Here is a 15323-nt window from a genome sequence, read left to right on the forward strand (position 1 = left end):
ATAGGTTTAAAATTCTCAAAACAATACATTTGTTTTAATCAATCTATTAATTAAAAATCATTAAACAATGAAAAAAGTAATTTTAACAATGTGTGTTGCTGGTGCTTTATTAGCAACTTCTTGTAAAAAAGCCAAAGAAGAAGTAAAAGATGCTAAAGAAACTACCGTTGAAACTGTAGAAAAAGAAGCAAAAGCTACAACAGAAGAAGCGACTAAAACAGTTGAAGAAACTGTAGATAAGGCTACAGAAGCTGTTAAATCTGCAATTGAAGGTGTAACTATTCCTGAATTTAAAAACCCTAAAGTTGGTGAGTATTTACAATCATACTCTCAATACGCTAAAGCTTATATTGATGCTAAAGGTGATGTTTTAAAAAACACTGAATTAGCTACCAAAGCGGCTGAATTAGCTACCAAAGCTACAGAAATTACTAGCTCTTTAGATGCTGAAAGCGCTGTGAAATTTGGTAAAGTAATGAATGCTATCCAAGCAAAAATGGCTCCTGCTAAATAATTCCAGGTTCCTATAAAATTTAAAAAGCTCGCAATTGCGAGCTTTTTTTATGCGGTTAAGTCTTTTTGAAGTTTTAAAAACAAATCTTCTAGCGTTTTATACAACACAAATTCTCCATTATTTATATAGGATATTTCACCTGTTTCTTCTGATACCAATAAACAAATAGCGTCTGTTTTTTCGGTAACTCCAATAGCTGCTCTATGCCTTAAACCAAAACGAGCTGGAATTTTTGTACTATCAGAAATAGGTAAAACAACACGAGTTGCTACAATAAAATTATCTCTAATTACAGTTGCGCCATCGTGTAACGGACTATTTTTATAAAAAATACTTTCTAAAATAGCTTCATTTACCAAAGCATTCATTTTATCGCCTGTGTTAATTAAAAAATCCAAGTTATTTGTTTTTTCAATCACCAACAAAGCGCCAGTTTTTGTTTTAGACATACTGGTAAATGCCTTTAATATTGTTTGAATATCAATTTCTGAATTAGCTTCCGTTTTTAAAAAGTTAAGCTGATTAAAAAAGCTTTTTTGTGTTGATAAATTAGTGGTTCCTATCATTAATAAAAACTTTCTAATTTCTTGCTGAAATACAATAATCAATGCGATAACTCCTCCCGAAAGTAAATACCCTAAAATACCGCTTACCATTTCCATATGAAGCGCTTGGGTTATTTTCCATATTAAAAAAATAAAAGCAATACCTATAATAATATTAATTGCTACCGTTCCTTTTAATAACTTGTAAATGTAATATAACAATACCGCTACTAAAATAATATCGAGCACATCAAGAAACGAAAAATCGATAAAATCTAAATTCATTAATTATTTTGAAGTTTTAGTAAATGTAATCATTTTATTGTAATTGGTTTACAATTTTAATCGCCTCTACAGCTTCTTTTACATCATGAACTCTTAAAATATTTGTTCCGTTTAATAAAGCAATTGTATTTGCAACTGTTGTTGCGTTTAAAGCCTCATTTGCCGAAATATTAAGCAATTTATACAACATTGATTTTCTTGAAACCCCTGTTAAAATGGGTACTTCTAAATTTTTAAACAATGCTAATTTTTGCAACAATTCGTAATTATGCGGTATTGTTTTACCAAAACCAAAACCTACATCAATAATAACATCGTTTACTTTTAATTGACGAAGTTTAAATAATTGTGCCGAAAAAAACGAAATGATTTCACTTACCACATCTTCGTAAACAGGATTTAATTGCATATTTTCTGGAGTTCCTTGCATATGCATCATAATATATGGTACTTGTAATTTAGCCACCGTAGCAAACATTTTATCGTCTAACATTCCGCCAGAAATATCATTAATTATTGCTCCACCAGCATTAATAGCTTCATTAACAACCTTGCTTCTAAAAGAATCAACAGAAATAATAATTTCAGGAAAATTACTCGTTAACAACTCTATTACAGGCAAAATTCGCTGCAATTCCTCATTTTCAGAAACAAATTTAGATCCTGGTTTTGATGAATATGCTCCTACATCAATAAATGTAGCGCCTTCATTTAACATTTTTTCTGTTTGAGTAAGAATATCCTTCTCATTCTTATATTTTCCTCCATCAAAAAAAGAATCTGGAGTAACATTTAAAATCCCCATTACTTTTGGTGTAGTAAGGTCAATTAAATTTTTATTGCAATTAATCGTCATCCTAATAAATTTCTAAGTAAAAATAAATGAAAAGCTTTTAATATTTACTATTTTTGAACGAATACTTTTAAACAAAAAAGATGCAAAACACATCCAAACAATACGATGTAGTAGTAGAAGAATGTAGTAGTTTGTTTACAAAAAAAATGAGCGATTATGGGAGTGCGTGGAGAATTTTAAGGCTTCCGTCATTAACCGATCAAATATTTATAAAGGCGCAACGCATCCGTCAATTGCAAGAAAACACCGAGCGAAAGGTAGATGAAGGAGAAAAACCGGAATTTATTGGAATTATCAACTACTCAATTATGGCTTTAATTCAGCTAGAATTAGGAATTGCTGATCAACCAGATTTAAATACTGATGAAGCCACAGCATTATACAGTAAACACATAAGAATCACCAAAGAATTAATGGAAAACAAAAACCATGATTACGGTGAAGCATGGAGAGACATGAGAATTTCATCTTTAACCGATTTAATTCTTCAAAAATTACTTCGTGTAAAACAAATTGAAAACAACAAAGGAAAAACATTAGTATCCGAAGGTATTGATGCTAATTATCAAGATATGATTAATTATGCTATTTTTGCATTGATTCATCATTCAAAATTAAATAGTTAACTTTTAAACCCCATAAAATGATTGCTAAAATTTTAACACATATTTCAAGAGTACTTGTAGGTCTTTTATTTATCTACTCAGGTTTTGTAAAATTAGTAGATCCTATTGGTTCTCAGTATAAATTTCAAGAATATTTTAGTGAAGGTGTATTAAATATGGAGTTTTTACTTCCGTACACTTTGCCTTTTTCTATCCTTTTAATTATTTCTGAATTAGTTTTAGGAGTTATGCTTTTAGTTGGCTATAAACCAAAACTTACGGTTTGGAGTTTATTTAGTCTAAACGTAGTTTTCTTATTTTTAACCTGGTATTCTTACACTTACAACAAAGTTACAGATTGTGGTTGTTTTGGAGATGCGATAAAATTAACACCTAAAGAAACTTTTTATAAAAGTGCAATTCTTATGGTTTTTATTGTAATTTTAATTAAAGGATTACCACACATTAAACCGTTAATTTCAAAAAAAATAACAGCAATAACCACCTATGCTTCTTTATTTTTATCACTCGTAATAACATACCATGTTTTACAACATTTACCTATTATTGATTTTAGAGCTTACTCGATAGGAACTGATATTGCTGAAGGCATGAAATACCAAGAAGACAGCGATGAAGTACCTCCTATTCATGATTTTATGATTGAAACTGATGATGGAGATCAATTAGAAACCATGCTTGCTAAAGACAAAGCCATGCTTGTTATGATGTATAACTTTGATAGTACTGAGAAGGACGGAATTGCAGCCGTTGCAAAAGTAGCTGCGGATGCCAAAACAAAAGGCTATGAAATTTACGTATTAACAGCATCTTATATTGAGGATTTAACCGCTACTCAAAAAGAATATAATTTACCATACACCTTTGGTTTTTGTGACGAAACAGCTTTAAAAACAGCACTAAGAGCAAACCCAGGGATTATAACTGTAGAAAAAGGAGTTATTGTTGGTAAATGGAATTGGACAGATGCCGATGATGTTATTTTAAACTAACTATAAAATTTTAATATTTTTAAAACCTCGTAAAATTTACGAGGTTTTATTATTTTAGCATAGACATGAAACAATTTTTATTAGTTTTTATAGGCGGAGGTGCCGGTAGTGTATTAAGATATATTATTGGTAAATTTTTAAACAATTCAGAAACAGGTATTCCTTACGGTACTTTTACTGCAAATATTTTAGGAAGCCTACTTATCGGAATTATTTTAGGGTTAGCCGCTAAAAACCAAACTCTTTCTCAAAATCACACATTATTATTAGCCACCGGTTTTTGCGGCGGTTTTACCACCTTTTCAACCTTTGCTTACGAAAATCATGTTTTTTTAAAATCTGGAGATTTTACTTCCTTTGCTTTTTACACAATTGCTAGTTTTATCTTAGGTTTTTTAGCTGTTTTTGCAGGAATCTATTTAATTAAATTTATTTAAAATGAACGAAATTACCCAATATACATCATCAGAAAATTATGCTATTATTACACTTACCAACGGTAAGGTAAACGCAATATCACACGAAGTAATAGCTTCTTTAAACGCTTTATTAGATAAAGCCGAGGAAGAAAAAAAAGTGGTAATTTTAACAGGTCAACCTGGAATGTTTTCAGCTGGATATGATTTAAAAAGCATGACCGCATCTCCAGAATCTGCTTTAGAACTGGTTACAAAAGGTTCTAAATTATCGCTTAGAATGTTATCTTTTCCGCAACCTATAATTGTAGCTTGTTCGGGTCATGCAATTGCAAAGGGAGCTTTTTTATTACTTTCTGCTGATTATAGAATTGGTACCGAAGGTGATTTTAAAATTGGCTTAAATGAAGTTATGATTGGTATGACAATGCACAATGCTGGTATTGAAATTGCTAAAGGAAAATTAGCTCCCGTTTATTTTGAGCGCAGTGTAAGCAATGCTGAAATATACAACCCTAAAGATGCTATTACAGCTGGTTTTTTAGATAAAATTGTACCCGAAAACCACGTACTACCAACAGCTATTAAAATAGCAGAAATGTTTGCTACACTTAATAAAAAAGCGCACGCCGAAACAAAGTTAAAAGTTAGAAAAACTTACTTAACTGCTTTAAAAGAAGCAATAGACCAAGATTTAAAAGATGGATTGAATCCGCCAAAAAAATAAATATCCTTTTCATAAAACACTAAAATCGTCAATTTGAAATGCTTTCAAATTGACGATTTTAATATTTAAGAATCTTTATTTCTGATACGCCATCACTCCTGCTTTTATTTCAACATCTAAATAATTATCTCTTGGCGTTATAGGACAAGAATACCGATCGCTATACGCACAATACGGATTATAGGCTTCATTAAAATCAATAACTATAGTTTCATCTTTACCTATATCTGTCGTTAAAACATCAATAAAACGTCCCCCTTCGTAAGAGGTTTTCCCATTGGTTTTATCAAAAAAAGGTAAAAACAAATTATTTACATACGCTAATTCAGGGTTTTCGTCTTGATAGATGGCTAACTGAAAATTCTTATCATCAATAGTAAAACTTATAATTCCGTATTTTTTATAAACTGCCACCCTATCTGTAGTTGTTGGAAAACTAAAAGTAGGTGCATCTGGCGTTTTAATAATTTTTGCAGCGACTTTATACTTTGCATCTATTTTAAAAAATGATAATCCTTTAAACTTTTTCAAATCTTTTTTAGTTAAAGGAGATTGTGAAGCATCTTTAAATTTAGAATTCATTTCTAATTGAAAATCAGATTTCCCTATTTTTTTTCTTTTTTGATTATTATTACACGATAGAGCAACAATAACTATAATTATTAATAAAAAATACCTCATTTAACCTTGTTTTTAGAGTTTAAAAAATGTCTCTTGGCTACAAATATCTAAAATAAATCAACTTAAAAAGTATTTTAAACAAAACATACTGCCATTAAAAGCTATTTTGCGCTCCTTTCTTCGCAACAGAACAATAACTATATGAAAATCAATTAAATTTTTATTAAAATTTCAACAAAAAATTTGGTTTTAAATAAAAAATTATTACATTTAACTTACCAGATTATGTTTTTAATTGACAAACAAGGGAGTTAAACCATCAAAATAACTTATTTATAGAACATTTTAAACGGTTTTTATAGGTTAGCAAAAAGATTAATCTATATTTGTTGCCCATTTTATGATTTGACTATTTTGTGCAAAACAAAATCAATTACCAAACTAAAATCTAAAAGATAATTTAATTAAATATAAGTAGGTATTTTATGAATTCAGAATTACTTAGCAAAGCGGATGAATTTGAACACAGAAAGTTTAAGTTTATCACTACTAGCGATAGAATATTAGCTTCAAGAGAGGTAAAAGCTTTAATACTAGAAATAAACGAAGTATATAAAGAAACTAAAGACAGTGACTTAATGGATGCCATGAAGCGTTTAACAGTTGTAAAACAACGAATTGAAAAACGTTTAAAAGGTAAACCTTTAACTGCATAATTTTAATAAAACAATAAACAACATTTTTGTTCGTTTATGCTAACAACATAGAATACATACTTTATTTTTAAGTGGTATTCTTAACATTATTTATTCTTGATAAAAGTTCTAGTTTTTAACTAGAACTTTTTTAGTTTTAAAAAAACACAAAGAAGAAATACCTCCTAATTTCATTAACTTAAAATTAATTTTTATTTTTTTTACAAAAAAATAAAACGTAGAAACATGTAAATCAATACAATATAAAATCGCTCAAAAATATTTTAAAAAAAATAAAAAAAAGGACTTGTCAGTTTTAAAAAAGCTTATATATTTGCATCGCTTTAAAGCAAAAGCCGATGTAGCTCAGCTGGCTAGAGCAGCTGATTTGTAATCAGCAGGTCGGAGGTTCGAGTCCTCTCATCGGCTCAGAAATAAAAAGCGTTAACTTAAGTTAACGCTTTTTTTATGCGCATATTTTCCTAAATTTGCTTACATTATTCATCTTAATAAAACTCAATGAAAAATATATTTGTAATCGGTATTGCTGGCGGAACAGGAAGCGGAAAAACAACCGTGGTAAATCAAATTATTAACGAGTTACCTCAAGATGAAGTTTGTGTAATATCGCAAGACTCATATTACAGTCAAACAGATAATTTAAGTTACGAGGAACGCACAAAAATAAATTTTGATCATCCAAGAGCAATCGATTTTGATTTATTAGTTAAACATTTAAGTGAATTAAAAAGCGGCAACGTAATCGAACAACCCGTTTACTCTTTTGTTGCTCACAACCGAACTAAAGACACTATTAAAACTCACCCTAGAAAGGTTATTATTATTGAAGGGATTTTAATTTTTAATAGTAAAGAATTAAGAAATTTATGCGACATAAAAGTTTTTGTTCATGCTGATGCTGACGAACGCTTAATAAGACGTGTTCGTAGAGATATTAAAGAACGTGGAAGAGATATTGACGAGGTTTTAAGTAGATATCAGAGCACTTTAAAACCAATGCACCAACAATTTATTGAACCTACAAAAAACTATGCAGATATTATTATTCCTAATGACAGGCATAATACTGTTGCCATAGATATTGTTAGAACTGTAATTAGCGACCGCCTGTAATTATGAATTTAAAATCAATAAAAAACAAACCTTCTTTTAAAATCGCAACCAATATTTACGTTGTAATTTTAACTGTATTTGTAATTTGGATGCTTTTTTTTGATGAAAATTCTTATCTTACACATAGAGAGTTTAATAAAGAGATTGATGAGTTAGAGATTTGGATAAATTATCATCAAAAAAAGATTGATACTGACAAAGAAACTATAGAAAAACTTCAAGATTCTTTACAACTAGAGCGTTATGCTCGCGAAAAATATTTGATGAAGAAAGAAAATGAAGACGTTTATATTATCGAATTTGATACCATACAAAAATAATGAGTACTTATTTATTTAACGAATTTAACGAAGTTACTGCTGCTGAATGGAAACAAAAAATCCAAGTAGATCTTAAAGGTGCAGATTATAACGACACTCTTCTTTGGAAAACCGATGAAGGAATTACTGTTAAGCCTTTTTACACCAAAGAAGACCAAACCAATATAAAAATAAATATTCCTGAAAAAGGATTTAACATTTGTCAATCTATCTTTATTGAAGACGAGAAAAAAGCAAACTATTTTGCTATTGATTCTTTAAAGAGAGGTGCAAAATCTATTGAATTTAAAGCTAAAAATAAATTCGATTACAAAGCAATATTAAAAAATTTCGATTTAAAAAACACAAGACTATACTTTAATTTAAAGTTTTTAGATGCCGATTTTACCATTGAGTTATCAAATTTTATCGACTCAAAGAATTGTTTTTTTAATATTGACATCATAGGTAATTTAGCTAGTACAGGTAATTGGTTTACCAACCTAAATAACGATCATAAAGAATTTGAAAAAATAGTTAATTCAATTGATAATTCTATTTGCATCAATGCATCTACATATCAAAATGCAGGCGCAAACAACACTCAACAATTAGCCTACACACTTGCGCACGCAAATGAATATTTAAATCATTTCGGAAGTGAAATCGCTCATAAAATACACTTTAACTTCGCTGTTGGGAGCAATTACTTTTTTGAAATCGCAAAATTGAGAGCTTTTAGAATTTTATGGACATCGCTTTTAAATGAATATGGAGCAAAAAACACAAAAGCGCATCTTTTTACACAACCTAGTTTACGTAACAAAACTTTGTACGATTATAATGTAAACATGCTTCGCACAACCTCAGAATGCATGAGCGCTGTTTTAGGCGGATCAGATACGGTGACAAACATTTCTTATGATGATTTTTTTCATCATTCAAATGAGTTTGGTGAACGTATATCAAGAAATCAATTATTAATTTTACAACAAGAAAGCGAATTATCTGAATCTCAAAATTTTGCTGACGGTGCTTATTATATTGAAGCTATTACGCAACAATTAGCTCAAAATGCTTTAGATATTTTTAAAACAATTGAAAAAGGTGGTGGATTTTTAAAACAGCTAAAAGAAGGTATCATCCAACGAAAAATTAAAGAATCCGCAGAAAAAGAGCAAACTAAATTTGATACCGGAGAACTTGTTTTACTAGGATCCAACAAACTACAAAATGACAAGGATATAATGAAAAATGATTTAGAGTTGTTTCCGTTTGTAAAAATTAGAAATGATAAAACTTTAATTCAACCAATCATTCAAAAAAGATTGGCTGAAAAGTTAGAACAAGCACGTTTACAAGATGAGTAGAAAAGACGTATCAAACATACAGTTAGATAAAAATCTAACAACTGCAGTTAAAAGTAAACAACACGAAAACTTTGTAGCTGGTATTGCCCCAAATTTACGAGGCCCATACTCTACAATGTATGTTCGTAGACCTTGGACTATCCGACAATATGCAGGTTTTTCTACAGCAGAAGAAAGCAATGCTTTTTACAGACGTAATTTAGCTGCCGGACAAAAAGGACTTTCAGTTGCTTTTGATTTAGCTACACACAGAGGTTACGATTCTGATCATGAACGCGTGCAAGGAGATGTTGGAAAAGCAGGAGTTGCGATTGATTCGGTTGAAGATATGAAGATTTTATTCGACCAAATTCCGTTAGATAAAATGTCTGTTTCAATGACTATGAATGGAGCAGTTTTACCAATTTTAGCTTTTTATATTGTTGCTGCAGAAGAACAAGGAGTTGCACCTGAATTACTATCAGGAACTATTCAGAATGATATTTTAAAAGAGTTTATGGTGCGTAACACTTATATTTACCCACCTACTCCATCCATGAAAATTATTGCAGATATTTTTAAATATACTGCTGAAAATATGCCTAAATTTAATTCTATTTCTATTTCAGGTTACCATATGCAAGAAGCTGGTGCAACTGCCGAAATTGAACTAGCTTATACTTTAGCTGATGGATTAGATTACATAAAAAAAGGATTAGAAGCAGGAATGGATATTGATACTTTTGCTCCTCGTTTGTCTTTTTTCTGGGCCATTGGAATGAATCATTTTATGGAAATTGCCAAAATGCGTGCTGCAAGAATGTTGTGGGCAAAAATTGTAAAGCAATTTAACCCGAAAAACCCAAAATCTTTAGCTTTACGAACCCATTGCCAAACAAGTGGATGGTCTTTAACCGAACAAGATCCGTTTAACAATGTAGCCCGTACAACTATTGAAGCCATGGCTGCAGCTTTTGGCGGCACACAAAGTTTACACACAAATGCCTTAGACGAAGCGATTGCTTTACCTACTGATTTTTCTGCACGCATTGCTCGTAATACACAAATATATTTACAAGAAGAAACTCATATTACCAAAACAGTAGATCCTTGGGCAGGAAGTTATCATGTAGAACAATTAACAGAAGAAATTACCAACAAAGCTTGGGAACTTATTAAAGAGGTTGAGGAATTAGGCGGAATGACAAAAGCCATTGAAAAAGGAATTCCGAAAATGCGTATTGAAGAAGCTGCTGCAAAAAAGCAAGCAAAAATTGATAGCGGACAAGATGTTATTGTTGGCGTAAACAAATACCAATTAGCACAAGAAGACCCTTTACATATTTTAGAAGTTGATAATGAAGCTGTACGACTTTCTCAAATTGAAAGATTAGATTCTATAAAGTCTAAAAGAGATAATTTAGCTGTAAAAAATTCTTTATCTGATTTAACAGAATGTGCAAAATCAAACAACGGTAACTTGTTAGGCTTAGCCGTAAAAGCCGCTAAAAACAGAGCAACTTTAGGAGAGATTTCTGATGCGCTAGAAAGTGTTTTTGGGCGTCACAAAGCAGTTCATAAAACAATTTCAGGTGTGTATAGTAAAGAAATAAAAGACGATAAGTTATTTAAAAAAGCAACGGAATTAGCTGATAATTTTGCCGAATTAGAAGGGCGTCGTCCAAGAATAATGATAGCTAAACTAGGGCAAGATGGTCATGACAGAGGCGCAAAAGTAGTTGCTACTGGTTATGCTGATTTAGGTTTTGATGTAGATATAGGCCCTTTGTTTCAAACTCCGCAAGAAGCCACCAAACAAGCTATTGAAAATGATGTTCATATTTTAGGGATTTCATCATTAGCTGCTGGTCATAAAACATTAGTACCACAAGTAATTGGCGAACTAAAAAAATACGGTAGAGAAGATATTATGGTAATTGTTGGCGGTGTAATACCTGCGCAAGATTATCAATATTTATTTGATGCTGGCGCTGTAGGTGTTTTTGGACCTGGAACCAAAATTGCACAAGCCGCTATAGACATGTTAACTATTTTAATTGATAGCACCGAAGAATAAAATTATGAAAATAAAATTCATCGATAGAAAATCGGGAAATATAATTACTGAAACACCACCTGGTGAAACTTTTTTAAAATTACTTTACAACAATCCGTTTGGTAAAATGGCTGTTTTACCTGTTGCTAAACGAAAATTTTTATCAGCTTGGTATGGTAAAAAAATGGACAAACCTTCATCTGTTAAAAAAATCAATGGTTTTGTAAATCAATTAGACATTAATATTGATGAAGCCGAAAAATCAGTTTCTGACTTTACTTCTTTTAACGATTTCTTTTACAGAAAATTAAAAAAGAGTGCTCGTCCGATAGAAAATGGATTTGTATCTCCTGGTGACGGAAAAATGTTAGCATTTGAGAACATTGCTGATATTCATGATTTTTTTATAAAAGGGAGAAAATTTACTTTAAAAGAATTTTTAGGTAATGACGAATTAGCAGAAAAGCACAAAAACGCTTCACTAATTATTTTACGACTAGCTCCCAATGACTATCACAGATACCACTTTCCTTACAACGGAACTCCATCTGAAATGACAAAAATAAAAGGTGATTATTTTTCGGTTTCACCTTATGCTTTAGCTTCAAATTTTACTAAAGTTTTTTGCGAGAACAAGCGAGAATATTGCATTTTATCATCCGAAGAAAAAGGCGAAATTATTGTAGCCCCAGTTGGTGCAACGATGGTTGGTAGTATTATTGAAACCTACAAACCAAATCAATCAATAAAAAAAGGAGACGAAATGGGCTATTTTGCTTTTGGTGGATCGACCATTGTTTTATTAGTTGATAAAAATAAATTAACCATTGATGCTGATATTATACAAAACACCAAAAATCGCATTGAAACATTTGTTAAAATGGGTGAGAAAATAGGACTTTAATTTGTTTTATTTTAACGTTTTTCTTCTTTAAAAATGACAGAAATTATCAACTTATTAAGACATTAATCCGTAAATTTGCGAAGTTTTACACTTAGCAGATTTACAGATGAAAAAAATCTTAGATATTCTTTACTCTACCCGTTTAACAGCAATACTATTCTTTGTATTTGCTATAGCAATGGGAGCAGCCACTTTTATTGAAAATGACTTCGGCACACAAACTTCAAAAGCGTTAATTTATAACACTTGGTGGTTTGAGTTAATCATGTTATTTTTTGTTATCAATTTTTTTGGTAACATTTTCAGGTATCGATTATATAAAAAAGAAAAATGGGGCGTGTTACTTTTTCATGCATCTTTTTTACTAATTTTAATTGGCGCTGGGGTTACTCGCTATATTAGTTACGAAGGAATTATGATTATTGATGAAGGAGAAAGCACAAACACTTTCTTTTCTGACATTAATTATTTAAATGTTATAGTTGATAATAATGAGTTTCAAAAAGAAACCAACAACAAATTATTACTTTCGGCATGGGGTAGTAATTCCGCTGAATTTACAGAAACTTTTCAACCTAAAAAAGATGGAAAGCTACATGAAATAAATTTTAATTTAGTAGATTATATTCCATGGTCTGAAAAAAAATTAGTTTTAGATGAAAATGGTGTTGAATATTTATTTTTGGTAGAAAGTTCAAGCGGAAGTAGACATGAACACTACATAAAAAAAGGAACTACACAAAACATACACAACATACTTGTTAGTTTTGGAGTACCAGAAAACAATGCTTCTGTTAATTTTTACTACGAAGAAGGTGTTTTAAAAATGACTTCTAAAAGCAATGGTGACTGGCTTAAAATGGCAGATCAAAGTAGAGGTAAAATTGTTAAAGATAGCGCGCAAAATTTTCAATATTTAACATTACATACTATAAACGGATTGCAGTTCGTTATTCCAAAATCACCAGAAAAAGGAATAATGAAAACGTTGGCCGGTAAAAAAGACAACAACAAATACGATACCGTTATTTTTGATGTTACCATGAATAGCGAAACCAAAAGAGTAGAACTTTATGGAGGTCAATTTAATGTTGATAATATAGAAGAATTTAGTATTGGAGATTTAAATTTTAGAGCATGGTATGGAGCTAAGAAAAGGCAAACTCCTTTTAATGTAAAACTAAATGATTTTCAATTAGAAAAATATCCAGGATCGGAAAGTGCAGCTGCTTATGCTAGTGAAATAACTGTCATAGACCGTGAAGAAACTTTTGATTTTAGAATTTTTATGAACAATATTTTAGATTATAGAGGTTATAAATTATTTCAGTCTAGTTATAAAATTGATGGAGAACACGAGCAAACACATCTATCTGTAAATCATGATTTTTGGGGTACTTGGATTACCTACATCGGATATTTTTTATTGTTTTTTGGTTTAATTTGCATCTTATTTATTAAAAACACACGTTTTGATGATTTAAAAAAATCATTAAATAAAATCAAAGTTAAAAAAGCAAAATTATCAGTAATTGTATTGCTTTTATCACTGAATGCAATTGGTCAAGAACACGAAGTTCATCAACCAGAACAACTCTCTGAAATACAAATAGATTCTATTTTAACAAGTAATAAAGCAACATTAAAGCACAGTGAAAAATTCAGTTCTATAATTATACAAGATGTTGGTGGTAGAATGAAACCTGCACACACTTTAGCGTCAGAATTGGTTAGAAAAGTAGCTCATGCTAATAGTTTTAAAGGAATGAACCCAACACAAGTATTGCTTTCTATTACAGAAATGCCAATGCTTTGGTTAAACGTTCCTTTTATTTATTTAGAAAAAGGAAATACACAAATAAGAGAACTTTTAGGTCTTAGCAAAGATGCAAAATATGCTCGTTTTATTGATTTTTATGATGCCAAAGGAACCTCTAAAATAGGAAAACTTGTAGCCGAAGCTAAGAAGAAAAACATTCAGAGTAAATTTGAAACTGACATTATTAAAATTGAGCAAAGAGTTTGGTTGTTATCACAAACTTTAGGTGGCGGAATGTTACGTATTTACCCTATTCCTAATGATGATAATAATAAATGGGTATCACAACCAGAAACCTTAGAAGCTGGATTTAAAGGAACCGATTCAGTATTTGTTCGTCAATCATTACCTGTTTATTTACAACTTTTACAAGTTTCTAAAAAGTCAGGAAACTATACAGAAACAGATAAAGTTTTAGACGGAATTAAAAAATTTCAAAAGAAATTTGGCGAAAAGGTATATCCATCAGAAGATCAAATTGAACTAGAAATTGCCTATAATAAATTTGATGTTTTTAATCGCTTAATTAAATACTATGGTTTATCAAGTATACTCTTAATTATCTTTTTAATTGCTCAAATTTTCTCTACTAAAAAATGGATTAATTATGTTGCAAAAGGGTTGATTGCTCTGATAATTGTATTTTTTATGATGCACACCTTCGGATTACTTTCTAGATGGTATATTAGTGGAAATGCACCGTGGAGTAACGCCTACGAATCGATTGTATTTGTAGCTTGGGCTACTATGTTATTTGGTTTAATATTGGGGAAAAAATCAACTTTAACAGTAGCAGCTGCTACTTTCATTACAGCAATTACGTTATTTTTTGCAAGTCAAAACTGGTTAGATCCAGAAATCGCAAACCTTCAGCCTGTATTAAATTCTTGGTGGTTAAAAGTACACGTATCTATTATTGTAGCAAGTTATGGACCTTTTTCTTTAGGTATGATTTTAGGAATTTTTAGCTTATTCTTAATGATTTTTACAAACTCGAAGAATAAGAAAAAAATGGATCTACATATAAAAGAATTAACCATAATTAATGAAATGTCTTTAACCGTTGGAATTGTTATGCTTACCATTGGTACTTTTTTAGGCGGAATGTGGGCTAACGAAAGTTGGGGGCGCTACTGGGGTTGGGATCCTAAAGAAACTTGGGCTTTAATATCAATAATGATATACGGTTTTGTATTACACATGCGTTTAATTCCTGGTTTAAGAGGTCGTTATACTTTTAACCTTTGGTCTGTAATTGCTTTTGCATCAATAATGATGACTTATTTTGGTGTTAATTTCTATCTATCAGGATTACATTCTTATGCTAGTGGAGACAAAGTAATTACACCAACATCTGTTTATTATTCTGTTGGTTTTGTATTTGTTTTAGGCTTATTTGCTTGGTTTAAATATAAAAAGTTTTACAAAAAATAAATTCTCTATTATTTTAACAGAAAAATGTACTTTTGTACGTTGATAAATAAA

At 30.5% G+C, this 15323-nt stretch carries 15 protein-coding genes and 1 tRNA gene; 13 read left to right on the forward strand and 3 right to left on the reverse strand.

Translation table 11 applies throughout. From position 1 onward, the window contains the following. Positions 1 to 67: 67 nt before the first annotated feature. Positions 68 to 514, forward strand: a complete 447-nt coding sequence (locus tag ACN5J5_RS02785) for a hypothetical protein (protein WP_418645806.1) — start codon at positions 68 to 70, stop codon at positions 512 to 514. Positions 515 to 561: 47 nt separating this feature from the next. On the opposite strand, the gene cdaA is transcribed toward ACN5J5_RS02785, so the two are convergent. Both cdaA and folP read right to left on the reverse strand, forming a co-directional pair. Continuing rightward, positions 562 to 1344, reverse strand: coding sequence for a diadenylate cyclase CdaA (gene cdaA, locus ACN5J5_RS02790; protein ID WP_418645807.1), 783 nt, complete (start codon positions 1342 to 1344; stop codon positions 562 to 564). Between the two features lie 34 nt (positions 1345 to 1378). Next, positions 1379 to 2200 (reverse strand): dihydropteroate synthase, encoded by an 822-nt coding sequence (gene folP / locus ACN5J5_RS02795; RefSeq protein ID WP_418645808.1) that lies wholly within the window; start codon positions 2198 to 2200, stop codon positions 1379 to 1381. 80 nt (positions 2201 to 2280) lie between these two features. Here folP and ACN5J5_RS02800 point away from each other — a divergent pair, with 80 nt between their 5' ends. From ACN5J5_RS02800 to ACN5J5_RS02815, 4 genes are all read left to right on the forward strand, one after another. Continuing rightward, complete coding sequence (locus ACN5J5_RS02800) at positions 2281 to 2826, forward strand: DUF1599 domain-containing protein (RefSeq protein WP_418645809.1); 546 nt, start codon at positions 2281 to 2283, stop codon at positions 2824 to 2826. 17 nt (positions 2827 to 2843) lie between these two features. Further along, positions 2844 to 3818, forward strand: coding sequence for a DoxX family protein (locus ACN5J5_RS02805; protein WP_418645810.1), 975 nt, complete (start codon positions 2844 to 2846; stop codon positions 3816 to 3818). Positions 3819 to 3883: 65 nt separating this feature from the next. Next, positions 3884 to 4255, forward strand: coding sequence for a fluoride efflux transporter CrcB (gene crcB, locus ACN5J5_RS02810; protein ID WP_418645811.1), 372 nt, complete (start codon positions 3884 to 3886; stop codon positions 4253 to 4255). Position 4256: 1 nt separating this feature from the next. Beyond that, positions 4257 to 4961 (forward strand): crotonase/enoyl-CoA hydratase family protein, encoded by a 705-nt coding sequence (locus ACN5J5_RS02815; protein ID WP_418645812.1) that lies wholly within the window; start codon positions 4257 to 4259, stop codon positions 4959 to 4961. Between the two features lie 75 nt (positions 4962 to 5036). Here ACN5J5_RS02815 and ACN5J5_RS02820 read toward each other — a convergent pair whose 3' ends face one another. Beyond that, a complete protein-coding gene (locus ACN5J5_RS02820; RefSeq protein WP_418645813.1) occupies positions 5037 to 5642 on the reverse strand; it encodes a DUF1684 domain-containing protein in 606 nt (201 codons plus the stop codon). Positions 5643 to 6067: 425 nt separating this feature from the next. Here ACN5J5_RS02820 and ACN5J5_RS02825 point away from each other — a divergent pair, with 425 nt between their 5' ends. The 8 genes from ACN5J5_RS02825 (at position 6068) to ccsA (ending at position 15272) form a co-directional block, all read left to right on the forward strand. Continuing rightward, a complete protein-coding gene (locus tag ACN5J5_RS02825; RefSeq protein ID WP_418645814.1) occupies positions 6068 to 6298 on the forward strand; it encodes a hypothetical protein in 231 nt (76 codons plus the stop codon). 334 nt (positions 6299 to 6632) lie between these two features. Continuing rightward, positions 6633 to 6706, forward strand: a tRNA-Thr gene (locus ACN5J5_RS02830). Positions 6707 to 6805: 99 nt separating this feature from the next. Next, positions 6806 to 7411: a uridine kinase gene (udk, locus tag ACN5J5_RS02835; protein ID WP_418646524.1), complete on the forward strand. Its 606-nt coding sequence runs from the start codon at positions 6806 to 6808 to the stop codon at positions 7409 to 7411. Between the two features lie 2 nt (positions 7412 to 7413). After that, the gene (locus ACN5J5_RS02840) at positions 7414 to 7731 is read left to right on the forward strand and encodes an FtsB family cell division protein (protein ID WP_418645815.1); all 318 of its coding nucleotides are present in this window, start codon (positions 7414 to 7416) and stop codon (positions 7729 to 7731) included. Beyond that, positions 7731 to 9080 (forward strand): methylmalonyl-CoA mutase subunit beta, encoded by a 1350-nt coding sequence (locus ACN5J5_RS02845; RefSeq protein ID WP_418645816.1) that lies wholly within the window; start codon positions 7731 to 7733, stop codon positions 9078 to 9080. Before ACN5J5_RS02840 ends, ACN5J5_RS02845 begins: the two co-directional genes overlap by 1 nt. After that, complete coding sequence (scpA, locus tag ACN5J5_RS02850) at positions 9073 to 11136, forward strand: methylmalonyl-CoA mutase (RefSeq protein WP_418645817.1); 2064 nt, start codon at positions 9073 to 9075, stop codon at positions 11134 to 11136. The genes ACN5J5_RS02845 and scpA overlap by 8 nt, the downstream gene beginning before the upstream one ends. A 4-nt stretch (positions 11137 to 11140) precedes the next feature. Next, entirely contained in the window at positions 11141 to 12019 is an 879-nt protein-coding gene (locus ACN5J5_RS02855) for a phosphatidylserine decarboxylase (RefSeq protein WP_418645818.1), read from the forward strand. Between the two features lie 106 nt (positions 12020 to 12125). Next, on the forward strand, positions 12126 to 15272 hold the full coding sequence (ccsA, locus tag ACN5J5_RS02860; protein WP_418645819.1) for a cytochrome c biogenesis protein CcsA: 3147 nt from the start codon (positions 12126 to 12128) through the stop codon (positions 15270 to 15272). Positions 15273 to 15323 lie beyond the last annotated feature (51 nt).

It is taken from the genome of Tenacibaculum insulae, from assembly GCF_964512435.1.
Lineage (GTDB): Bacteria > Bacteroidota > Bacteroidia > Flavobacteriales > Flavobacteriaceae > Polaribacter > Polaribacter insulae_A.